Source organism: Actinomycetota bacterium (assembly GCA_035765775.1).
Taxonomy (GTDB): Bacteria; Actinomycetota; CADDZG01; order JAHWKV01; family JAOPZY01; genus DASTWV01.
The window spans coordinates 20,697-42,905 of record DASTWV010000057.1 but is presented as its reverse complement, the minus strand read 5'-3'; the positions used below and the strand labels follow the sequence as shown (position 1 = coordinate 42,905).

Below are 22,209 nucleotides of genomic sequence, written 5' to 3'. Positions count from 1 at the left end.
TGGTAGACTGGCTTGCGATTGCCGGGTAGATCAATTGGCAGATCGTCTGGTTCTGGCCCAGAAGGCTCAAGGTTCGAGTCCTTGCCCGGCAGCCGATCGTCAGAAGTGGCACAGGCCCCCGTCGTCTAGCGGCCTAGGACACCGCCCTCTCAAGGCGGAGATCACGGGTTCGAAACCCGTCGGGGGTACGGAGCATTTCCGCTGGTCACAGACCAGTTTCGTCAGATCGGCGGCCCTGACTCCACGGCCTGCTCGGAAACGTCAGGCCACATTGAGGCCAGATCCGCCCGAGGGTATCGGGCGGTAGAGTTACGAGTCCCGCAAATGACAATTCCCGCAGGGCGCCCCAGGTCGGCCTATTGAGCTTGACAAAGCACTCGTACAGTGGCGCTTGTCCGAGGAGAAACGCGCACCGGTGAGCTCACGCACGCTGCCACGGGACGGGCGGGGGATGGACTCCCCCCATTGAATTTTGGCGAGTCCCCCCCGATGACGTAAACCCCTGGTGCCGGCACCGAAAGGCTAAAAGTGCCGTGAGTGTCAGTCTCAGAGGAGGCTACGACCTCACCCTGGACGTTCCGTTCATAAGCCCATACGGTTCCTGGAACAACGAAGAACACGCGCGGGCCGGCGAACCAAATGTGTCCAGTTATCGTTGCCCGAGAAGCTGCATGAGTCCGGTGAGCACAGGAAGTCCCAGCCAGAGACGCGAGGAGCACGATAAGGGATACCACGTGCACATAGTTTCTCCGACTGCCAACCACAAGGGCCACGGCCGAGGTTGATCGCCTGCCGAACAGCCTAGGCATAGGGCCACCAAGCTGACGCCTGATCTCGCGCGGAGTGTCGGGAAAGTGTACTCCGCCGGCCGGGACCCAACACACTGCTGACCGCATGAGCCCGAACCTGCAGATCGCCCTCCATTTGTGCCGCCCTGAGCAGGATTATCCTGCTCAGCCATGCACAAAGAGGGCTGGGGGGGTCTAGCAAGCCGGTCCGGCTCGAATCTATCCTCCGAACTTGACACGGTGGCGCTATTTAGCGCCCGTTGCTAAGGTCCGACATTACCTGCATGGTCCACGGCAGGGCGCATACATGGTTCTTGCTCCGCCGCTTGGCCACGCGTCATCGGGTGCGCCCCACCGCCCTCGCCCTCCTCCTGGTCATCCGGGTGGTGGCGGGGCTCTTCGTCCGCCAATCGTTCTGGTCCAGCGGGGCGTCAGCAACCCCGGCCTGGGCTTCTGGTTCGAGATGGCCGTGCAGGACCCGACCGCCGGGTTGGTGTGCTCCTACGGCTCCGGGGGCCTCGGTGGGGATCTGGACGGCATCTCGATCTCACCGCCGCCCAGGCCGGCGGGGTGGCCGCCGCGGCTGACCGCGCCCGCACCGCCCGGCCGGGCAGCGACGCCTGGGCGTGCGCCGGGGCCGACCATGTGCTCATCGCCCTCGCCTGCCACGGCCGCAGCGATGCCGACCTCTGGATCGACGGCCAGGCCTCCTGCCAGCAGTTGACCAACGGGCGGCTCAGGACCACGCGGAGCTTCACGGCGGAGCCGCGGCCGCCGCTCAATGCCTCTTGAGGGCCACTCAGGCGCCCTGGCCGCCGCCGGAGCGGCGTAGGTGAGCCCTATGCGACTCGTCTGAACGTTTTTTATACGAGCCCAGCGGCCCCGAACCGGGCAATACTACCGCATCACGACGCTGCCCGACGCACCACAGCGCTTCGCCACAGTGCACCCGGGGGTGGGGCCGCACCGCCACCGAGGCATTGAAGGCCGGGCCCGCCGGGCGTATCTTGAGGGTCCGTCAAAGGGGGCCGGCGTTGGAGACCATTCATCACGCAGCAGTGACCGGGTACTGGCAGCACAACGGAGAGCCGCAGGAGGAACTGGAGTACCGGCCGTTCTCCGGGTATGGCAAAAAAAACGGCCGATTCTTCCCGACCTGCATGCTCTGGCGGGGCAACAGCATCATCCCGCACCACGTCGCCGTGGAGACCCGCGAAACCGGGATCGCCAATGGCCGCATCTTCTACGGCCCGACCCCCGAGGAGGTCCTCGCCCGCCGTGCCAAGCTGGCCCGCCAGGCGGAGACGCCCAACGCCCCGGTCCACCGCCCCTTCCGCTGGGATGCCCGCCACGCCGCCGTGGACAACGGTGCGGCCAGGGTGGCAAACCCGGGGATCCGCCTGCCCGACCTGTCGCTGTACACGTCACCGGTGGCCAAGCGACCCCAGTACAGCGCCCAGCCGGTCAGCAGCCACGTCAGCGGCCTGACCGCAGCCCTGGCGGACCGCAAGTCCACCAACGGCACCGGCGCCAGCAGCGCCCACCGGGGGACCCCGGCCTACACCCACTAGTCGCCGGCTTGCCTCCGGCCGCCCGGCCGGGGTATATCTCGACGCACCAGCAGGCAGTAGGGGCACTAGCGAAGTGGCGCCGCAACGCGCCCATGCGGTCCGGGGCGCGGAGACGCTCGAGGAACCGGCATGTGACGGTCGGGCTCGTGCACGAGCTGACGGCGAGGATCCGCCGGGGCGGACCCCTGACCTTCGCCGCGTTCATGCACGCCGCCCTCTACGATCCCGAGCACGGCTACTACGCCGCCCACCAGCCCGGCCACGGGGGCCACTACGCCACCTCCTCGTCGGTGTCGCCCTGGTTCGGCCGGCTCCTGGCCCGGGAACTCGCTGGCATCTGGGAGGCACTGGGCTGCCCGGACCCGTTCACCGTCCTCGAGGTGGGGGCGGGCCAGGGCGATCTGGCGGCCGAGGCCCTCCAGGAGGCGTTCGCCTGGCCGGTAGCCGATGCCCTGCGTTGGCGATTCGTGGAGCGCTTCGCCCCGGTCCGGGACCTGCAACACGCCCGCCTGGGGGCCTTGGCGGAGCGGTCCGCCTGGACCCCGGCCCTGGGTGACGGCTCCCCGGTCACCGGCTGCCTGCTGGCCAACGAGGTCCTGGACAACTTCCCGGTCCACGTGCTGGAGAAGGCCCGGGGCGAGGTGGGGGAGGTGTACGTCGATGCGGACGGCCGCGGGCTCTACGAGTGCCTCGGCCCCCTGTCGTGCGCCGACCTGGCGGCGCCGGCGGTGGCCGCGGCCCCGCACCTCCACGAGGGCGACCGCATGGAGGTCTGCCCAGCGTTCGAGTCCTGGTGGCAGGAGGCCTCCGGCGCCCTGCAGCAGGGGATGGTCCTGGTCCTCGACTACGGTGATGTCGAGCCCGACATCTGGCATCGGGGGCCAACCGGCACGCTGGCGACCTACGGCCCGGCCGGGAGGGGCCAGGCCCCGCTCGAGGCCCCCGGCCATCAGGACATCACCGCCGACGTCAACTTCTCGGCGGTCATCCGGGCCGCCCGTCACGCCGGCTTCCACCACCCGGCCCTCACGACACAGCGCCTGTTCCTGCTGTCGATCGGGCTGGGGGAGGTGGTGGATGCCCTCGCCGAGCAGGTGTGGCGGGCCGCCGCCTGCGGCTGGCACGGCCAGGCCGAGGTGCTCGAGGGCGAGGCGGAGGCCGCCGCCGCTCTCGCCGCCGAGGGAGGCTTGGGCGACATCCTGGTGTTCCGGGCGACGAAAGGCGACATTGCCATGCCCCGGAGTGGGGGGGAGGCGTGACATTCTGGCCACCATGCGTGCCGACCCACCGCCGAGCGTCGCCCAGGCGGTCAAGCTCATGCACGCCGGGGCCGTGGCGAGCGGGCTGAACTTCCTCCTCGGCCTGGCCTTCATGGGCCAGCTCCGCACCTCGATCCGCCAGCACGGCGCGCACCACCTCACCGACCACCAGCTCAACGCCGCCTTCGCCGCCGCCATCGTGGCGATCGTGGTGGCCGGCATCCTGGGCGTCGCATTGTGGCTGTGGATGGCGCACGCCAACGGCCTCGGCTACCGGTGGGCGCGCCGGACCGCCACCGGGCTGTTCGCCGTCTTCGCCGCCGACTGGCTGGCATCGCTGGTCAACGCCGACCCGGCATGGACCAAGCTGACCAGCTTCGTGGTGCTGGGGGTGGGCGCCGCGACGATCCTGTTGCTCTACCGCCCGGAGGCGTCGGCGTACTTCCACGGAGCGCGGGCTGCTCCGCCGCCCGGCCCCACCACCGAGAGCGCCGCATAGACCACCCCGCATAGACCATCCATGGAGAACGGCAGCAACAATTTTTTGGACGGCTGTCGATTTCGCCATCCCCCCGTTCGTCGGTACAGTCAAACGGCGCCGCAGGGGTGCCGGTGACCGGAAGGAGACCGCAATGCCCAGGTACATGGCACTGATCTACCTCGACGAGTCGCGCTTCGCCGACGCCACGCCGGAGGACGGCATGCAGATGGCCAAGGCCTACCAGGTCTACACCGAGGAGACCCAGGCGGCCGGCATCTTCCAGTCGGGCGACGGCCTGCAGCCTTCCTCGACGGCCACCACCGTCCGGGTGCGCGACGGCCAGGTGCTCACCACCGACGGCCCGTTCGCGGAGACCAAGGAGGCCCTCGGTGGTTTCTACGTCTTCACCTGCAAGGACCTCGACGAGGCCATCGAGTGGGCCGCCAGGATCCCGGGCGCGGCGGCCGGGTCGATCGAGGTGCGCCCGGTCATCGACTACGAAGGCTAGCCATCAGCACAGAGGGCTCTTCGGGCAGCGTCGTCGACCGCCTGTTCCGTGCCGAGCGCGGGCGGGCGGTCGCGACGCTCATCCGGCTGACCGGCGACTTCGATGTCGCCGAGGAGGCGGTCCAGGAGGCCTTCGTGGTGGCCCTGGAGCGGTGGCCGCAGGACGGGCTGCCCGACAACCCTGCCGCCTGGATCACCACCACCGCCCGCCACCGCGCCATCGACCGGCTCCGGCGCGACCGGCGCCTCACCGAGAAGCGGGACGCCCTGGGCCAGCTCGCCGCGCTGGAGGCGGCCGGGCACGAGCCGGAGGGAGCCATCGACGACGACCGCCTGCGCCTGATCTTCACCTGCTGCCACCCGGCGCTGGCCCCCGAGGCCCGCGTGGCCCTCACGCTGTGGAGCCTGGGCGGGCTGACGACGCCGGAGATCGCCCGGGCCTTCCTGGTTCCGGAGGCCACCATGGCCCAGCGCCTGGTGCGGGCCAAGCGCAAGATCAAGGTGGCGGGCATCCCGTACCGGGTGCCCCCGGACCACCTGCTGGCGGAGCGGCTGCGCTCGGTGCTGGCCGTCGTCTACCTGATCTACAACGAGGGCTACGAGGCCACCAGCGGCGACGCACTGATCCGCCGGGAGCTGGCTGCCGAGGCGATCCGGCTGGGCCGGGTCCTGGTGGCCCTGATGCCGACCGAGCCCGAGGTGGTGTCCCTCCTGGCCCTGATGCTGCTCCACGATGCCCGGCGGGCCACCCGGGTCTCCGCCCGCGGTGAGCTGGTCCTCCTGGAGGACCAGGACCGCAGCGCCTGGGACGGGGCCGAGATCGCCGAGGGTGAGGGGCTGCTGGCCCATCTCGGCGCCCGGGCGGCGCCCGGGCCCTACCAGCTCCAGGCGGCGATCGCGGCATCCCACTGCCGGGCCCGGGCGGCGGCCGACACCGACTGGGCCTCCATCGCCCGGCTCTACGGCCTCCTGGCCGCCCAGGTGCCCTCGCCGGTGATCGAGTTGAACCGGGCGGTGGCGGTGGCGATGGCGGGCGACATCCCGGCCGGGCTGGCCCGCATGGCGCCGCTGGCCGACGAGCTGGGCGGCTACCACCTGTTCCACGCCGCCCGGGCCGACCTCTTCCGGCGCATGGGCCGGCGGGCGGAGGCGGCCGCCGCCTACGAGCGGGCGCTGGGCCTCACGGCGAACGCCGTGGTGCGCCGGTTCCTCAGGCGCCGGTTGGAGGAGGTCCGGGCGGGCTGACCTCGTTCCAGCGGTCCAGGTGGACGATCTCCTCCAGCGGCCGGCGGTTCGGGTGCCGGCGCGGCCGCAGCGCCCGGGTAGCCGGGTAGCCCAGGGCGATCAGCCACGCCAGGCGGCGGTCCCCCGGCAGGCCGAGGATCTGCCGGGCCAGATCCTGGTCCCGGACCGCAGCGTGCGCCGACCCGACACCCAGCTCGGCGGCGGCCAGCATCAGGTGGGCGGTCACCTGGCCCAGGTCGAACTCCACCATGGCGCTGCGCCCGGGATCGGCCAGCACCGGGGCCACCAGCGCGATGGTGGCCGCCGACGCGGCGACGTGGCGGGCTCCCTGCCAGACGCCGGCGAGGGCCTCGAGCAGTGCCCGGTCGGTGACGAGGATGAAGTCCCAGGGCTGCGAATTGCCCGCCGAAGGAGCCAGGCGGCCGGCCTCCAGGATGCGGTCCAGGTCGGTGGGCGGGACCGGGCGGCCGTCGAACTGGCGCACGTTGCGCCGGGCCCTGATGGCCTCGAAGACATCCATCCCTCCTGACGTTTACCCATCCCGGGGTCATGCACCCGGCCCCCGGTGGTTGCATAACCGCGCAGAGCAGGTAGCATCGCAGCACATGGAACCCAAACCGCTCTTCCAGCAGGTCAGCAACGGTGACGTCCTCAACGTGTCGTTCAACGATTTCCGGCGCATGATCGAGGCCTGTGGCTACCGCTACCAGGGCCCTCGTGGCATCCGGCACGTGTTCACACACCAGAGGGTCGAAGACCCGCTGATCCTCCAGCCGCTGCGGAACCAGGACACCAAGCCCGACGAGATCTTGAAGTTCCTGGAGATCGCAAAGGAACACAACCTCCACCCGTAGTCCCCGGCAGCACAGCAGGGTCTCGGGCGGCAGTGCCGCGCGCCTCAGGCGCCGTCAGCTGGGCGCGCCTCGGCCAGGCGGGCTGGCAAGCCTGCGGCGTAGCTGGCATCGGCCTCCACGGCCAGCCATCGCCGGCCCAGGCGCTCCGCTGCCACCCCGGTGGTCCCGGTGCCGGCGAACGGGTCGAGGACCACATCCCCGGGCTGGCTGAGCAGCCGGATGAAAAAGTCTGGCAGCCCGATGGGGAACCGGCTGGGGTGGCCGGTGGGGTTGGGGCCGAACTCGGGCTCGAAGGCCAGCAAGGTGGAGGGGCGCACCAGGTCGGGGCCGGCCTGCACCCTGCGGCGCCCGTGCCCGGACGGCTCCTGCACCCGCTCATAGTTGTGCGCCAGCGCCCGGCGCCGGAGGCGATCGGCGGCGTCCCAGCGGGCGGGCCGCAGGCAATGCTCCGGGTGAAAGGCCCAGTCAGGCGAGACGGTGAACTGGAAGCAGTACTCCACGGCGTCCTTCAGGAACCGGTTGAACCGCCCGGGCGGGGGCGAGGGCTTGCCCCACACGAAATCCTCGGCGAAGAGGAAGCCCTGGTCCCGGAGCCAGAACACGAGCTCGTACTGCAGGGTCCCGCGCTCGGAGCCGTGGCGTTTCGAGCGGTAGTTGAGGACGAAGCTGCCCCGGGGCGCGAGCAGGCGGCGGATCTCGGCGGTGACCTCCAGGAAGTAACCCTCGTACCAGTCCCGCCCGTAGGCCAGGCCGTCGTGGTACTTGCCCTGCCGGTCGTAGGGGGGCGAGGTCACCACCAGGTCGATGCTGGCGGCAGGGAGCACCCGGAGCTGTGCGAGGGCGTCGCCGACCACCAGGGCGCCCAGGGCGGTCCGGCAAGCCGAGCCCCCCATGACCGCGTCCCAGTCGATGCCCGGCATGGCGGCCACGCTACCTTCCAGGGGCGTCGCTTGCCGCCGAGTAGATATGGCCCAGGAAGCGGCTCGGCACCCGGTGCACCAGGTGCGTCGCCTGCAACCCAACCTCGGCCGAGAACCGCTCCCAGGTGGCGAACGAGAGCGGGTACGGCACCCAGGTGGTGCCCGAGTCGGTGTCGTATTCCACCAGGACGAAGCGGCCGCCCGGTTTCAGGAGGGCTACCAGATCCACCAGGGCCGATCGCGGGCTGCGGATGAAGTGCAGCGAGTTCGCCATGAGCAGCCCGTCGAGGGAGGCCGGCGTGATGCCCCGGGCAGCGGGGTCGGTGAAGTCGGCCCGCCGGTAGACCACCTGGGCGGCCGGGAAACGCCGCCGCATCGCCTCCTCCTGCGAGCGCAAAGCGCCGGCGTCGAGGTCGATGGAAAGGATCGTCCCGGCCGGGCCTCCGATGCGTCCGAGGAGGTCCGCCAGGGCGAGGGTGAAGGCCCCCCGGCCTGAGCCCAGGTCGGCCCAGGTGCCCGGGTGAGCTTCGACACCGGCCCGGATCAGGGCGACGTGGTCGGCATGGTGCATCCTCCCATGATGGTGCACGAACCCTTTGCCGTTTTTTCCGCCTCGCAGCATCGTCACGAAATCGGCACCGCTCCGGTGACCAGCCGGGGGCGTCAAAAGTGTTCATCTCCAGGAAACAAAGCCGCCTTGACAATGTTACAGAAACGGCGGTACATTCCGGAGTGGAAAATCCTTTTCGGATGAAGGGGGCCCCGACGGGCCGCCAGCCGCCCCGCGGCTCCGTCCACTGACGGGCACCCGGGATGGTCCGGGAATGGCAGGCTCGCCCGTCATCCTCATGCCGGATCGGATCAAGCAACTCCCGAAACGTGATCTTGGACGATCGTCGGGTATATGAAGACGATACGTTCGTTTCAACGGATTATGATGGGGGTCCGTTCCACCTGAAGTTTCTGTTGACCGTGGACCTCGTGAAAGGTTGACACGTGGGGTATGGCGTCATTCAGCAGTGGGCCTCGGGGACGGGGTGGATCTCCCGGGCCCCGCCTCGACCTCGCCCGGAGACCCGGCAGCTGCGGCGTTCGTCTCTCGTCCCGGTGCCCCTGTTTGGTCAGGAACCGGCGGGGAACATCTCCCGGGAATGCCAGCTGGAAATGGGGGGCCGCATGCGGTCACCGCATTCCTGGAAGGGACCGGACGGCCTCCATATGACGAGCCAGGAATGGAAGCGCAAGGACAGAGAAGAGTCGGCTGGTCGAACGCCCTACAGAATGGACGGGGCATTTACGATCGCGGTGGCGGCCAGAGATGGTCCACCAGAGCGCCCACCAGGGTTTCGAGCTCGGCGGCGCAGCGTTCGTGGGCCGCCAGTGGTTGCCCTACCGGGTCGGCAACCTCGTCGGTGGCAGCCCACCCGGCCAACGACGAGAATCCGCGGCCCGCTCCCAGCCGGGACAGGTAGGAGGCGAGATCCTCGTTGTGGCCCCTCGGGCCGGCGTCGGTAGCCCGGCGAACCAGATCCTTAAGGGTAAAGGTCTTCGGGAACATCTCAGGGCGCTCCTCGACGACGGTTCGGGCGTGCTCTCGGGCCAGCCCGATCACCAGGTCAGGCTCGGGGGAGAGAGCCTCGAGGATGCCGCTGGAGCGGTGCGCGGAGGCGTCGAGCCCCCGGCGAGCCATGACCTTGGCCGTGGCGGGTGTCACCGGCCGTGCGCCGGCGGCCGAGGTCCCTGCCCCCATGACCTGCACCTGTGGCTCCCGCTGGGCCAAGGCCTGCCGGGCGAAGAGAACGGCCATGGGCGAGCGGCACTGGTTGGCCGTGCAGACGAAGAGCACCGTCGTCACGGCAGCATCGTACCTGCGGCTTCTCCATAACCCCCTATAGAAGGAGAGTTACTGGACTACATGTTTCAAGGCACGTACACGGTTCAGGAGATGCCATTCTTCTGTTGTGCGTGCTGGACCGCCGGGCCGGGGGGACCGAGAACGGAGTGGGCATGGGACGTGCGGAGCCAACGCTGTGGGCCACCCCGGAGGGGGTGGCACTGACCCTGAAACGCTATCGGGATCTCTTCGATCCCAAGTCTGCCTCGGTCCTGCTTGTTTCGAACGGGCCGTTCGATGCTGCCCACGGGCCATTCCACGACGGGTTTGTCCACCGTCTTGACGAGCGCGAGGAGCTGCGCCGCCGGATGGTCCAACGCCTGGCACCCCGGGAGCGGGAGCTGCTGTTCTTGTGGTACATCGCCGACCTGTCGCCGTCGACCGTGGCCGGCAGGCTCGGCATCTCCCGGATGCACGCTTACCGGCTGCGCAGCGGCGCCCTTGCTGCCCTATGCGACAAAGCGGCCTCGTAACCAGCCCATCCCTGCCGTCCCGCCACTCGCTGGCTTGCCCGACGTCCACCCTCAGGAGGGGAGCACCATGTCAGAGCTTGATCCCATGCATGATCGGCTGCCCGGTCATCTCGCCGGTCCTGGGACGCCCACCGAGATGCCGTCTGCGGAGCCCGCCCTGCGCACCGCCGAGGTGGCGAAGGCGCTGGGAGTGAGCGCCCGGGCGGTGCGGACCTGGGCGGACGAAGGCAAGATCGCCTGTTACCGGACCTTCGGCGGCCACCGGCTTTTTGCCGTCTCCGAAGTGGGCCGGGTGCTGGCGAGCTGGAGCCGGGCGGGGGCCGCCCCCCCGGACGCCCGCACGGCTCCCGCCGAAGGCGCCGGGGGCGCCCGTGGATGACGCCGGCGCCCAGCTGCTCCGCAAGTACCTGCGCATCCTCAAGCGCCGCTGGCTGATCATCGCGGGCCTGGTTGTCGCAGGGGCGGTGAGCGCAGCAGTGGTGTCGGTCCGCATGGCGCCGACCTACCAGGCGACCGCCGAAGTCAACGTCACCCCGTTCGTGAACCCGTCGTCACCGAATTCCGACGTGCTCAATTTCCTGGCTAATCCCACCGTGGCGATGCAGACCGACGTCACCCTGATCCAGAGCGACGCGGTGCTCACGCTGGCCCAGAAGAACCTGCCGCCCGGGGCCGCCGGCGCCCAGCGGTCCACAGTCAAGGCGTCGGTGGTTCCGGGCACGCAGATCATCCAGGTGCAGGCAGCCAACCACCATCCTGCGCTGGCGGCCGCATGGGCCGACGCGGTGGCCAATGCGTTCATCTCCTTCCAGCGGGACGCGGTGATCAACGACATCGCCGCCGCCAGCAAGGACCTCACCACGCAGATCGACTCGCTCAAGGCCCAGATTGCGGCCGCCGGTGCCTCGCCCGCCTCCGCCACCGCGGTGACCTCGATGAACGACACCCTGACGACGCTCCAGGGTCAACTCGACCAACTGCCGGGCGCCAATTCAATCGTGTCCGGTGGGGGATCCGTCGTGCAGTCGGCCGCCACCCCCCGCTTCCCGGTGAGCCCGAAGGGGAAGCAGAACGTGCTGCTGGGTGCAGCACTGGGACTCCTGCTGGCGGTCGGCCTGGCGTTGCTCATCGAGGCTCTCGACGACCGCCTGCGCAGCGCCGAGGACGTGGAGGCGGTCACGGGCTCGCTCATCCTGGGATCGGTTCCCCATACCAAGGAGCTGGAGACCCCGGCGGGATCTGCGGCGCTGGTGCACAACCCCGCCTCGCCCACCGCCGAGGCCTACCGCAGCTTGCGCACCAACCTGCGGTTCCTCTCCGTTGATCGGCCATTGGGCACCCTGCTGGTCACCAGCTCGGTGAAAGGGGAGGGCAAGAGCACGACGGCCGCCAACATCGCCGCCGCGTTCGCGGTCTCCGGTGTCCGCACCGTCCTGGTTTCGGCCGATCTCCGCCGCCCGAGCGTCCACCGGTTCTTCGGGCTGCAGAACTCGCTGGGCTTGGTGGACGCCGTGCTGCCCAACGTGCCGCTGGAGCGCCTGATGCAGACCAACGAGCTGCCCCATCTGCGAGTGCTGGCGGCCGGGCGCACCCCGCCCAATCCGGCGGAGATCCTGGCCTCGGCCCGCTTCGGCGAGATCCTCGAGGTCCTGCGCTCGGCGGCGGACCTCGTGATCATCGACTCCCCCCCGTTGCTGGGGGTGGCGGACGCCGGCGCGCTCGCCTCGCGGGTGGACGGGGTGGTGCTGGTGGTGAACCCGGGCGAGGTTACCCACCGGACGCTCACGCACGCCCAGGCGCAGCTGCAGAAAGCGGGCGGCCAACTGCTCGGGGTTGTGATCAACGGAGTCGGGTCGTCCAGAGGTTTTGATTATGATACGGGATATTATGGGTACGACTATTATTCGTATACCGCGGAAGAGCCCCGCGGGGCGCGCCGAAGGCGGGAGCGGTCCGAGCGGGCGACGAACCGCCCGGTGGGCGGGAAGCTCCCGCAGCCGAGTGTCAGCACCCACGCCCGTTCCGCCGACTACCCCTGGCAGCAGGGTGCTGCGGGCGACGGCTGGTTCCCCGATCAGCCGGTGAGAGAGCCTGCGCCCCGGCGCCGTCCGGCGCACGACGACCACTGAAGCCCGGCCCAGGCGCGCCTGCCGAGGGCGACCGGCTGGAGCGATGCCCCATCCACACCTTTGAGAGGAGACGTATGAGAAGCCGACGGATTGTCGTGATCGGCGCGGGCCACGTTGGCCTGGTGACTGCCGCCGCGCTGGCGCACATCGGCCACCACGTGGTGGGCCTGGATGACGACGCCGCCAAGGTGGCGGCGCTGCAGGCGGGAGTGATGCCCTTCTACGAGGAGGGCCTCCAGGCCCTGGTGGACGCCGGCCAGGCCGGAGGGCACCTGGTGTTCGCCGGGAACCCCGAAGCATCGATTGCCGGGGCCGAAGTGGCATTCATCTGCGTCGGCACCCCGGGCCGGCCCAACGGCGAGCCCAACCTGGTGGCGGTGGAGCACGCCGCCTCCGCCGTGGCCCGCTGGGCTAGCCGGGACATGGTGGTGGTGGAGAAGTCGACCGTGCCGGTGCAGACCGCCGAGTGGGTCCGCCTCGTGCTCTCGCGGTCCACCCGGCACCGCTTCGAGGTGGCATCCAACCCCGAGTTCCTGCGCGAGGGGGCGGCGGTGGAGGATTCCCTGCGCCCGGACCGGATCCTGGTGGGGGCGGACTCGGCGGTCGCCCACGGCCTCCTGCGGGAGCTGTACGCACCGATTGTCGATGCCGGGGCACAGTACTTCGCCACCGACGTGGCCACCGCCGAGCTGGCCAAGCATGCCTGCAACGCCTTCCTGGCCCTCAAGATCTCGTTTGCCAACGGCCTGGCCCGGGTGTGCGAGGCCTCGGGCGCCGATGTGGTGGCGATCGCCGACATCATGGGCGCCGACCCCCGGATCGGCCGCGCCTTCCTCAATGCCGGCCTCGGCTACGGCGGGTTCTGCTTCCCAAAGGATCTCGCGGCCTTCCGCTCGCAGGCCACGCGACTCGGCTACGACTTCAGCCTGCTCGACGAGGTGGTCAAGCTGAACGACGAGGCGCTCGACGCGATCGTGGGCAAAGTCCGCGCCGCCCTGTGGAACCTCGAGGGCAAGCGGGTCGGGGTCCTGGGGCTCGCCTTCAAGCCGGGCACCGACGACATCCGGGACTCGCCCGCACTCCGCTTGGCCGGGCACCTCATGGAGGCCGGGGCGCAGGTGGCCGGCGCCGACCCCGCGGCAGGATCCTCGGCCGTTGCCGCGCTGCCCGGGCTCGAACTGGCCGACGGCCCATATGCCGCGGCCACGGGGGCGCACTGCCTGGTGGTGGCCACCGACTGGCCGGAGTACGGCGCCCTGGATCTCGCCCGGATCCGGGAGGTCATGGCCATCCCGATCATCATCGACGCCCGCAACCTCCTGGATCCCGAGGAGGTGGCGGCAGCGGGCTTCGCGTACTACCCGACCGGCCGGCCTCCCCAGAAGCCAGCGGCCGCGTAAACCGATGGCCCACCTCCTAAACCAGCGTCCCGGCAAGGGTGCGGTGTTGCTCGTCAGCCCGAGCGCGGTGCCGGGCGGCGCCGAGCGCGCCCTCGTGGGCCTGGCGCGCCATCTCCCCGCCTTCGGGTACGAGCCGAAACCTGTGCTCCTGCACCGGGGTCCGGTCGAGGAGTGGTTCGCCGAGGTGGGCTGGCCGGCGCACGTGGTGGAGGCCGGTCGGCTCCGGGACCCCGCCGCCGGCATCCGCGTGGTGCGTGAGCTGCGGAGCATGATCCGCCGCACCGGCATCCAGGCGGTGGTGTCCAACATGGCGAAGGGCCACGTGTACGGCGGGGCCGCCTGTTGGGCCAGCAGCGTGCCGGCCATCTGGTGGCAGCAGGGGATTCCGGATGCCGCCTCCCGGATGGATGCGGTCGCCGCCCGGGTGCCCGCCACGGTCGTGGTGGCCAGCTGCGAGGAGGCGGTTGCCGCCCAGCGGGAGCTGACCCCGGAGCGCCGCGTGGTCAAGATCCATCTCGGATCGCCGGTGGAACAGGTGGCGGAGTACCGCGGATCCGGCCAGGCGATCCGGGCGCAGCTAGGCTGGGAATCCGCCCCAGTCGTGGGCATCGTCGGCCGCCTGCAGGCCTGGAAGGGCCAGCGGGTGTTCCTCGAGGCGGCCGCCCGGGTGGCGAGGGCGAATCCCGCGGCGCGCTTCCTGGTGGTAGGTGGTGCGGTCCTCGGGTGGGAGGGCGACTACCCGGCGCAGCTCCAGACCCAGGTGGAGGAGCTCGGGATCACCGACCGAGTCCACTTCGCCGGCCACCGCAGCGATGTCTACCCGTGGTTCGACGCGATGGATGTGGTGGTGCACGCCTCCTTCGGTGAGCCCTTCGGGCTGGTGTTGGTGGAGGCGCTGGCCCTGGGCAAGCCGCTGGTGGCGACCGCTGCCGGGGGGCCGCTCGAGATCATCGAGGACGGGGTGTCAGGGGTGCTGGTGCCGGTGGGGGAGCCGGCTCCCATGGCGGACGCCATCCTCTCCATCGTCGGGGACGAAGCCCGGGCCGCAGCACTGCGCGCGGGGGCCCTGGCCCGGGCCCCCCGGTTCTCCGAGGAGCGGATGGCGGCGGGCTTCGCCGAGCTGCTCACCTCGCTCGACATCCCGGGCCGGGGGCGCAGGCTCCGGCGCCACCCTCCCGACGCCACCCCCGGGCCCACCGGCCCACCCCCGCCCGCGGCGGATCCTGCCGCCCGGCCCCGGGTCGCCCTGGTGGCGCACCGGGTCGATCACCGCGGCGGGATGGAGCGGGCGTGTGCCGAGCTGATCCAGCACACCTACAGGGAATTCCGGTTCCACGTGGTTTCGGGGTACCTGGAGCCCGAGCTGATCCCCCTGGTGGAGGGCTGGACGCGCATCCCGATCCCCGCCCGGCCGTTCGCGGTGCGCTTCGGGTGGTTCCTGGCCCGGGCCAGCGTGGCCCTCCGGCGGGTGGACGCCGACGTGGTGCACACCGTCGGGGCCATTGTGGTGAACCGAGTCGATGTGGCCGCCGTGCACTACTGCCACGCCGGCGCACAAGCCGCCCAGCGGGACCTCCCCCCGGAGCGGGGCATCCCGCTGCTGCGCCGGGCCAACAAGGCGGTGTCGAAGGCCATCGCCCGCGGCAGCGAGCGGCTCTGCTACCGCCCTGGCCGCCTGGGCTGGCTGGCGCCGGTGTCCCTCGGTGTGGCCACCGAGCTCGCCCGCTGGTTCCCGGGCGTCGCCATCGCCACCTGCCCCAACGGGGTGGACGCCCAGGTGTTCCGCCCGGACCGCGCCGCCCGCGCGCGCATGCGCGCCCAGGCCGGGGTCCCAGAGGACGCCCTCGTGGCCCTCTTCGTCGGGGGAGATTGGGACCGCAAGGGCCTTCCGATCCTCATCCACGCGCTGGAGCGGGTCCGGGAGCAGGGCTGCCCTTACCGCCTGTGGGTGGTGGGCGGGGGGGAGCCCCGGCGCATGCAGGGGATCGCCGAGGCGTGCGGCGTGGCCCCCGATGTGACGTTCTTCGGTCCTTCGGAGGTGCCAGAGGTCTTCTATCAGGCCGCCGACGTCTTCGTCCTCCCCAGCGCCTACGAGACCTTCTCCCTGGCCAGCTTCGAGGCCGCCGCCTGCGGGCTGCCGGTTATCGCCACCCGGGTGAGCGGGGTCTGCGAGCTGGTCGGTAACGGTGAGGCGGGGATCCTGGTTGACCGGGACCCCGCCACGGTGGCGGCGGCGCTCGCGCGCCTGGGCGGGAACGCCAGCCTCCGCCACCACCTGGGAACTGCGGCCCGGGTCCGGGCGGCGGGATACACCTGGGAAGCGTCGGCCGACTCGTACGCCCGGCTGTACCGAGCGGTGCTGGAGCGCCGCACGGCAGCCACCCGTACCGAAGCCAGCGGTCCACGGCTGCCGGCCGCCCGGGAAGGGGCGGGCTCGTGGCACTGAGGCTCCCCGCCCGCCCGGTGATGCCCGCATGGGAGGCGGCGGTGCTGGTGGCGGGGGTGGGGCTGGCCATGTCCGCCGGGTGGCTGGTGGCGCACCCGGGCGGGGTCCGGGTGGCCCTCGTCGGCGCCGCGGCGCTGGGTACCCTCGGGCTCGGCGTCCTGGCGCCCCGCGCGCTCCTCTACGTCCTGATCCCCTGGCTGGCAGTGCTCGGCCTGGTCCGCCGGGTGGTTGCCCAGCCCACCGCCGGGTCGAGCATCGACCCGTTGCTGGTGATCGGGCCGGTCATCATCGTCTTCGCCTTCCTCCTGGCCGTGCGCTCAGGGGCGCTGGCCCGGCCCTCTCTGCTGGGCAAGGCAGTGGGGGCCCTGGCCCTCCTGAGCGTCGTGGAGGCGTTCAACCCCCTCCAGGGGAGTCTGCGCACCGGCCTCGCCGGGCTGGCGTTCCTGCTGGTGCCACTCCTCATGTTCTGGGTGGGGCGGGCGCTCTGCGACGACGCGACCCTGGGCCGGGTGGGAGCGCTGGTGGGCGGGCTGGCCGTGGTGGCCGCGCTCTACGGCCTCTACCAGAACTTCTCCCACTTCCCCAGTTGGGACCTGACTTGGATCCGCACCGCCGGCTACGCCGCCCTGAGCGTCGGGGGGACGGTGCGGGCCTTCTCGAGTTTCTCGTCGGCCCAGGAGTACGCGCTGTTCGTGGCGATGGGCATGGGGGCGTGGTTCGCCCGGCGGGCGGGCCCGGTGCGGACCCCGTTGACCGTGGCCGCGCTCGGCCTGTGCGGCGTCGCCCTGTTCTACGAGAGCTCCCGCTCGGTCCTGATCGTCGTCCTGCTGGCCGCCGGCCTTGTGGTGGCGGCGCGGCTGAAGGTGCCGGTCGGCGTGGGGGCCCTGGTGGGGGTGCTCTTCGCCGGCGCCCTCCTGGTGCTTGCGGCCCACCTGTCCGCCGGGGCCCCGACGCGGGCGACCTCGTCCGAGCTGGCCGCGCACCAGCTCCAGGGACTCGGCGACCCCCTCGGCGCCACGTCCTCTACCCTGCGCCAGCACCTTTCCCTCGGCGGCCGCGGGCTGCGCTCGGCCCTGACCGACCCGCTCGGTCTCGGGACGGGCTCGGTGACCATCGCGGCCAGCAAGTTCGGCGGGTCCTCGGCCGGAACGGAACTGGACCCCTCCAATGTGGCGGTGGCCTTCGGCATCCCGGGAGTCCTGGCGTTCGTGATGGTGCTGGGCGCCGGCTTCCTCCAGGCGTACCGGGTGGCGGTGCGGCGCCAGGACGCGGTGTCCCGCGTGGCCCTGTTCTTCCTGGCCGTCACGGTTTTCCAGTGGCTGAACGGGGGGCTGTACTCAGTGGCCGCCCTGGTCTGGCTGGTCCTCGGCTGGGTGGACGCCGCCTCGGCCCGCCCGCCGGCCGCCGAGGCCGGGTCTCCAGACGCGGAGCCCGACGTGCTGGCGCTGGCCGGGGCCCGCCCGTGAGCGCCGCCCCCGCCAGCAGGCCCCTCCTGCTGGGGATGGGGTGGTTCCCCGACCAGCCCGGTGGCCTGAACCGGTACCTGCGGGACCTGGCCCGGGCCCTGGCCGGGGGTGGGTCCGACGTGCGCGCGGTGGTGGTGGGCCCGGTCTCCCGCCAGCCGGAGGACCCTGAGGTGCTCGCCGTGCCCGGCGCCCGGTCCGTGCCCCGCCGCATGCTCGCCTACGCCCGGGTCGCGGCGCGGGCGGGCAGGACCGCGACGGTCGTCGATGCCCACTTCGCGCTCTACGCCTTCCTGCCGATCGTCGTTCCCGCAGTGGCCTCCCGGATCCGGCGCCTGCCCCTGGTGGTCCACTTCCAGGGGCCGTGGGCCGACGAGAGCGCCAGCGCCGGCGAGCAGCGCCGGTGGGTGGTGTGGGCGAAACGGCGTCTGGAGCGTGCCGTCTACCGCCGCGCCCGCCACATCGTGGTGCTGTCCGGCGCCTTCCGGCGGCTACTGGTGGAGCGCTACGGCGTGGTGCCGTGGGGTATCACGGTGATCCCGCCCGGCGTTGACCTGCACCGGTTCCGCCCCGGCGACCGGGCCGCCGCCCGGACCAGACTGAGGCTCCCCGATGACCACTGGGTGTGCGTGGCCGTCCGCCGGCAGGTGCCGCGGATGGGCCTGGACACGCTGCTCCGCGCCTGGAGCACCAGCCTGGGCGAGGACCCCCGCGCCGTGCTGGTCCTTGCCGGCGACGGGCCGCTGCGCTCGGACCTCGAGGCGCTCGCCGCCCGTCTCGGGATCGCCTCCCGGGTGCGGTTCCTGGGCTGGGTGTCCGAGGACGACCTCGTGGCGTGCTACCGCAGCGCCGACGCCTGTGTGGTCCCCTCGGTTGCCCTCGAGGGGTTCGGGCTGGTGGCACTGGAGTCCCTGGCGTGCGGCACGCCGGTGATCGCCACCGACGTGGGCGGGCTGCCCGACGCCCTGGTGGGCCTGGATCCCTCGGCCATCGTCCCGGCGGGTGACAGCGGGGCACTGGCCCGCAGGCTCCTCGCCGCCCGCACCGGCGCCCGGGCGCTCCCGGACCCGGCGGCCTGCCGGGCGCACGCCGAGGAGTTCTCCTGGCGGCAGGTCGCCGCCCGGAACCAAGAGGTCTACCGGGCCGCTAGCGCGCCCGGGCGGCCCCGGGGCGTCCGCGTGGTGTACCTCGACCACTACGGCGGCCTCTCCGGCGGCGAGCTGGCCCTCGCCCGGCTGCTGCCCGCCCTCTCGGGCGTCGACGCACACGTCATCGTCGCCGAGCCCGGCCCCCTGCTGGACCGGCTCGGGCGGGCAGGGATCTCGACGGAGGTCCTGGCGCTGGCGGACCGCACCCGGACGCTGGCGCGCAGCGCGGTCCACCCGCGTGCCCTGCCGCTCCGGGCGGTGTGGGACAGCGGCGCCTACGTCGCCAGGCTGGCGTGGCGCCTCCGGAGGTTCCGTCCCGACCTTGTCCATACCAACTCCCTGAAGGCGGCGGTGTACGGGGGGTTGGCGGGGCGGCTCGCCGGGGTCCCGGTGGTGTGGCACGTCCGGGACCGGATCGCGGCCGACTACCTGCCGAAGCCCGCGGTGGCCGCGGTCCGTGCCCTGGCCCACTGGCTGCCCGCCCGGGTGATCTGCAACTCAGAGGCCACCGCGGCGACCCTCGGTCTCCCCGGGGACCGGGTCACCGTCGTCCCCAGCCCGATCGCGGTCGGCCCGGTGCCCGAACGACGGGCCGGAGCCGGGCGCCGAGGGGGGGCGGAGGGCCTGCGGGTGGGCATCCTGGGCCGCATCGCCCCGTGGAAGGGCCAGCACGTGTTCCTGGAGGCGTTCGCCCGGGCATTCGGTTCGCCCCGGGGGACCGGCTGCGGGGCGACCGCGGTGATCCTCGGGAGCTGCCTGTTCGGGGAGGACGACTACGAGGCCCGGATCCGCGCCCTGGCGTTGGAGCTGGGGATCGCGGGCGACACCGAATGGGCGGGCTACGTCGACGACCTCGCCCCGGCCCTCGGCGCCCTCGACATCCTCGTCCACGCCTCGGTCATCCCCGAGCCGTTCGGCCAGGTGGTGGTCGAGGGCATGGCGGCCGGCCTGCCCGTCGTGGCCGCCGCCGCCGGCGGGCCGAAGGAGGTCATCGAGGATGGCGTGACCGGCCTGCTGTTCCCGCCCGGCGACGTCGATGCGCTGAGTGGGGTCCTGCTCCGCCTGGCGGGCGACCCGGAGCTGCGCTCACGCCTGGGGCGGTCGGGGCGGGTGCGCGCCCAGGAGTTCACGCCGGCTGCCATCGCCCCGCGGATATCGGTCGTCTACGACGGACTTCTGGCCGGGGGCCGGGCGTGATGCGCGTCGCCCTGGTCCACGACTACCTGACGCAGCGCGGGGGTGCCGAGCGCGTGGTGCTGTCCATGCTGAAGGCGTTCCCCCGGGCCCCGCTGTACACCTCGCTCTACGAGGCGGGGGGGACGTTCCCCGAGTTCGCCTCGGCGGACATCCGGCCGCTGCCGGTGAACCGCATCGGCCCGCTCCGCCGGCACCACCGCTGGGCCCTGCCGCTGCTGGCCCCGGTGTTCAGCCGGTGCCGGGTGGAGGCGGACGTCGTGCTGTGCAGTTCCAGCGGGTGGGCCCACGGGGTGCCGGTGGACGGCCGCAAGGTGGTCTACTGCTACGCCCCGGCCCGGTGGCTCTACCAGACCCGGCGCTACGTCGGCGACGGCCGCCCGCTGCTCTCGGTGGCGCTCGGTGCGGCGAAGCCCTGGCTGACCCGCTGGGACCAGCGGGCCGCGCGGTCCGCCGACTGCTACCTCACCTCCTCGCGGGCGGTCGCCGCCCATATCGGGCAGGTCTACGGGATCCACGCGGCGTTGCTCCCGCCTCCTCACAACGTGGCACCCGATGCCGAGCAGGCGCCCGTGCCCGGGATCGAGCCTGGCTTCCTGCTCTGCGTCTCCCGCTTGCTGGCGTACAAGAACGTCGACGCCGTAGTCGCCGCCGTCTCCGGAACGGCGGACCGGCTGGTGGTGGTGGGGCAGGGGCCCGAGCGTGGCCGCCTGGAAGCCCGCTGCCCGGCGAATGTCCGGTTCCTGGGCGGGGTCTCCGACGCCGAGCTGCGCTGGCTGTACGCCCAGTGCGCCGGCCTGGTCGCCGCCTCCTACGAGGACTACGGGCTGACCCCGCTCGAGGCGGCCGCCTTCGGGAAGCCGTCGTGCGTGCTGCGCCTGGGCGGGTTCCTGGACACCGTGGTGGCGGGGCAGACCGGGATCTTCTTCGACGAGCCCACCGGCCCCCAGATCCGGGCCGGGCTGGAGGAGCTGCGGTCCGCCCGGTTCTCCCCTGCGCTGCTCCGCCAGCACGCCGACGGCTTCTCCGAGGACCGGTTTGTTGAGGCGCTCCGGCGCCACGTGCTGCCCGATCGGGTTCCCGGCCAGGCGGCGTATGGGTGACCGGGCGGAGCAGTGGGGCCCGGCGCTTCGGGCCGGGGACCCGTACGTACGCCCGCTCCCGCCGGGGGTCGGTGGCGAAGCTGTCCGGCGCCACGCTGGCGCCGACCGTGCTGGCGGCGCTGACGGGCCCCATCGTGGCCCGGGTGCTGGGGCCGGCCGGGCGGGGGCAGGTGGCTGCGGTCGTGGTATACGCCGCCGCGCTGCCCGTGGTGCTCTCCTTCGGGGTCCCGCTGGCGATCGGCCAACGGGCGGTCTGGGAACCGGACCGGCGCCCCGCCCTGGTGTCGGCGGCCCTGGTCCTCGCCGCGCTGACCATCCCGTTCACGGTGGCCGGCACCTGGCTGATCATGGTGGGCCCGCTGCACACCATCGGCGGGTGGGCCCGCTTCTGGGCGGTGCTCAACCTGCTGTTCACCCCGGCCTCCGAGGTGGGGCTGTCGTTCCAGGCGCTGCTGCAGGCCGAGGGTGCCCTCGGGCCCCTGGCGAAGGTCCGGGCCATCCCGCTGGTGGTGAGCGCGCTCACCACCCTGGGGTTCTTCGCGCTGCACCGGCTCACGGTGGCGACCGATCTGGCGGGCAACCTGGCGGCGGGCGCGGCTGCGGCCCTGGCGACGGTCATCTACGTCCGGGACCGGCCCCGCGGCCGGTATCCCCTGCGCCCCCTCCTGGGCTTCGGGGCGCGGGGCTTCGGCTGGAACGTGGCGAACATGGCGAATGCCCGGCTGGACCAGATCCTCATGGCGCCCTACCTGGCGAGCGCCCAGATCGGCATCTACGCGGTCGCTGTGGCCCTCGCCACCGTCCCCATCCAGATCTCCGGTGCGGTCACCGCCCGCAGCTTCGGCGAGGTGGGGGCGTCCTCCCAGCGCGGCCGGGAGGCGGCCCGCTACATGCGCTTGACCGCCCTGGTGCTGGTGGGCTGCTGCCTGGCGGTGGCTGCCCCGGCGCCGTGGCTCATCCCCCTGGTCTTCGGGCACGCCTACCGCGCCACGTTCACGCCGCTCCTATTGCTCCTGCCGGGCAGCCTGGCCCTGGGGCTGTCGGCCACCGCGGCCTCGACGCTGGTGATCTTGAACAAGCCGCAGTGGCCGACGTGGGCCGAGGTGGCCGGCCTGGTGGTGACCGTGGCCGGCCTGGCCGTGTTCCTCCGCCCCTTCGGCATCGTCGCCGCCAGCGCGGTGTCCTCGGTGGCCTACGGCGCCACGCTGGCGTGGAACGTGCGCTTCCTGCGGCGGCTCGGGGTGGTGGACCTGGCGCCCCGCTGGGCGGACTGCCGATGGCTGCGCAACCGGGTCCTCCAAGTGGTCCGGCCGTCGCACGCCCGGGCATGAGGA

The 22,209-nt window shown here is 72.0% G+C and carries 20 protein-coding genes and 2 tRNA genes; 18 read left to right on the top strand and 4 right to left on the bottom strand.

Annotated elements, in window-relative coordinates:
* Positions 1-19: 19 nt before the first annotated feature.
* The 8 genes from VFW71_13450 (at position 20) to VFW71_13415 (ending at position 5,851) form a co-directional block, all read left to right on the top strand.
* A tRNA-Gln gene (locus VFW71_13450) sits at positions 20-92 on the top strand.
* Between the two features lie 22 nt (positions 93-114).
* Positions 115-188 (top strand) — tRNA-Glu (locus tag VFW71_13445).
* A gap of 1,170 nt (positions 189-1,358) precedes the next feature.
* On the top strand, positions 1,359-1,580 hold the full coding sequence (locus VFW71_13440; GenBank protein HEU5003762.1) for a hypothetical protein: 222 nt from the start codon (positions 1,359-1,361) through the stop codon (positions 1,578-1,580).
* A 242-nt stretch (positions 1,581-1,822) separates the two neighbouring features.
* Entirely contained in the window at positions 1,823-2,359 is a 537-nt protein-coding gene (locus VFW71_13435; protein ID HEU5003761.1) for a hypothetical protein, read from the top strand.
* Between the two features lie 131 nt (positions 2,360-2,490).
* Positions 2,491-3,618, top strand: coding sequence for an SAM-dependent methyltransferase (locus VFW71_13430; GenBank protein ID HEU5003760.1), 1,128 nt, complete (start codon positions 2,491-2,493; stop codon positions 3,616-3,618).
* A gap of 13 nt (positions 3,619-3,631) precedes the next feature.
* Entirely contained in the window at positions 3,632-4,117 is a 486-nt protein-coding gene (locus tag VFW71_13425; GenBank protein ID HEU5003759.1) for a hypothetical protein, read from the top strand.
* Between the two features lie 133 nt (positions 4,118-4,250).
* Positions 4,251-4,607: a YciI family protein gene (locus tag VFW71_13420; protein ID HEU5003758.1), complete on the top strand. Its 357-nt coding sequence runs from the start codon at positions 4,251-4,253 to the stop codon at positions 4,605-4,607.
* 2 nt (positions 4,608-4,609) lie between these two features.
* Entirely contained in the window at positions 4,610-5,851 is a 1,242-nt protein-coding gene (locus VFW71_13415) for a sigma-70 family RNA polymerase sigma factor (protein ID HEU5003757.1), read from the top strand.
* Here the strand turns inward: VFW71_13415 and VFW71_13410 are convergent.
* The gene (locus VFW71_13410) at positions 5,817-6,371 is read right to left on the bottom strand and encodes a nitroreductase family protein (protein ID HEU5003756.1); all 555 of its coding nucleotides are present in this window, start codon (positions 6,369-6,371) and stop codon (positions 5,817-5,819) included. The genes VFW71_13415 and VFW71_13410 overlap by 35 nt on opposite strands.
* An 85-nt stretch (positions 6,372-6,456) precedes the next feature.
* On the opposite strand from VFW71_13410, the gene VFW71_13405 reads away from it, so the two are divergent.
* Entirely contained in the window at positions 6,457-6,705 is a 249-nt protein-coding gene (locus VFW71_13405; protein HEU5003755.1) for a hypothetical protein, read from the top strand.
* 44 nt (positions 6,706-6,749) lie between these two features.
* On the opposite strand, the gene VFW71_13400 is transcribed toward VFW71_13405, so the two are convergent.
* From VFW71_13400 to VFW71_13390, 3 genes are all read right to left on the bottom strand, one after another.
* Entirely contained in the window at positions 6,750-7,625 is an 876-nt protein-coding gene (locus VFW71_13400) for a site-specific DNA-methyltransferase (protein HEU5003754.1), read from the bottom strand.
* A gap of 10 nt (positions 7,626-7,635) precedes the next feature.
* Positions 7,636-8,196, bottom strand: a complete 561-nt coding sequence (locus tag VFW71_13395; protein HEU5003753.1) for a methyltransferase — start codon at positions 8,194-8,196, stop codon at positions 7,636-7,638.
* A 723-nt stretch (positions 8,197-8,919) separates the two neighbouring features.
* Positions 8,920-9,480 carry a hypothetical protein gene (locus VFW71_13390; protein HEU5003752.1) on the bottom strand — a complete coding sequence of 187 codons (561 nt, stop codon included), beginning with the start codon at positions 9,478-9,480 and terminating at the stop codon, positions 8,920-8,922.
* A gap of 152 nt (positions 9,481-9,632) precedes the next feature.
* Here VFW71_13390 and VFW71_13385 point away from each other — a divergent pair, with 152 nt between their 5' ends.
* The 9 genes from VFW71_13385 to VFW71_13345 all read left to right on the top strand — a co-directional run bounded on the left by VFW71_13385 (position 9,633) and on the right by VFW71_13345 (position 22,206).
* A complete protein-coding gene (locus tag VFW71_13385; GenBank protein HEU5003751.1) occupies positions 9,633-9,992 on the top strand; it encodes a sigma factor-like helix-turn-helix DNA-binding protein in 360 nt (119 codons plus the stop codon).
* 85 nt (positions 9,993-10,077) lie between these two features.
* Positions 10,078-10,371, top strand: a complete 294-nt coding sequence (locus tag VFW71_13380) for a helix-turn-helix domain-containing protein (GenBank protein HEU5003750.1) — start codon at positions 10,078-10,080, stop codon at positions 10,369-10,371.
* Positions 10,364-12,121, top strand: a complete 1,758-nt coding sequence (locus VFW71_13375) for a polysaccharide biosynthesis tyrosine autokinase (GenBank protein ID HEU5003749.1) — start codon at positions 10,364-10,366, stop codon at positions 12,119-12,121. The genes VFW71_13380 and VFW71_13375 overlap by 8 nt, the downstream gene beginning before the upstream one ends.
* Before the next feature lie 74 nt (positions 12,122-12,195).
* Positions 12,196-13,521 carry a UDP-glucose/GDP-mannose dehydrogenase family protein gene (locus tag VFW71_13370; protein ID HEU5003748.1) on the top strand — a complete coding sequence of 442 codons (1,326 nt, stop codon included), beginning with the start codon at positions 12,196-12,198 and terminating at the stop codon, positions 13,519-13,521.
* Positions 13,522-13,525: 4 nt separating this feature from the next.
* Positions 13,526-15,967 carry a glycosyltransferase gene (locus VFW71_13365; GenBank protein ID HEU5003747.1) on the top strand — a complete coding sequence of 814 codons (2,442 nt, stop codon included), beginning with the start codon at positions 13,526-13,528 and terminating at the stop codon, positions 15,965-15,967.
* Entirely contained in the window at positions 15,958-17,433 is a 1,476-nt protein-coding gene (locus VFW71_13360) for a hypothetical protein (protein HEU5003746.1), read from the top strand. The genes VFW71_13365 and VFW71_13360 overlap by 10 nt, the downstream gene beginning before the upstream one ends.
* A complete protein-coding gene (locus VFW71_13355) occupies positions 17,430-19,775 on the top strand; it encodes a glycosyltransferase family 4 protein (protein ID HEU5003745.1) in 2,346 nt (781 codons plus the stop codon). Before VFW71_13360 ends, VFW71_13355 begins: the two co-directional genes overlap by 4 nt.
* A complete protein-coding gene (locus VFW71_13350; protein HEU5003744.1) occupies positions 19,775-20,875 on the top strand; it encodes a glycosyltransferase in 1,101 nt (366 codons plus the stop codon). The genes VFW71_13355 and VFW71_13350 overlap by 1 nt, the downstream gene beginning before the upstream one ends.
* Entirely contained in the window at positions 20,872-22,206 is a 1,335-nt protein-coding gene (locus VFW71_13345; GenBank protein ID HEU5003743.1) for a lipopolysaccharide biosynthesis protein, read from the top strand. Before VFW71_13350 ends, VFW71_13345 begins: the two co-directional genes overlap by 4 nt.
* The last annotated feature ends 3 nt before the right edge of the window (positions 22,207-22,209 follow it).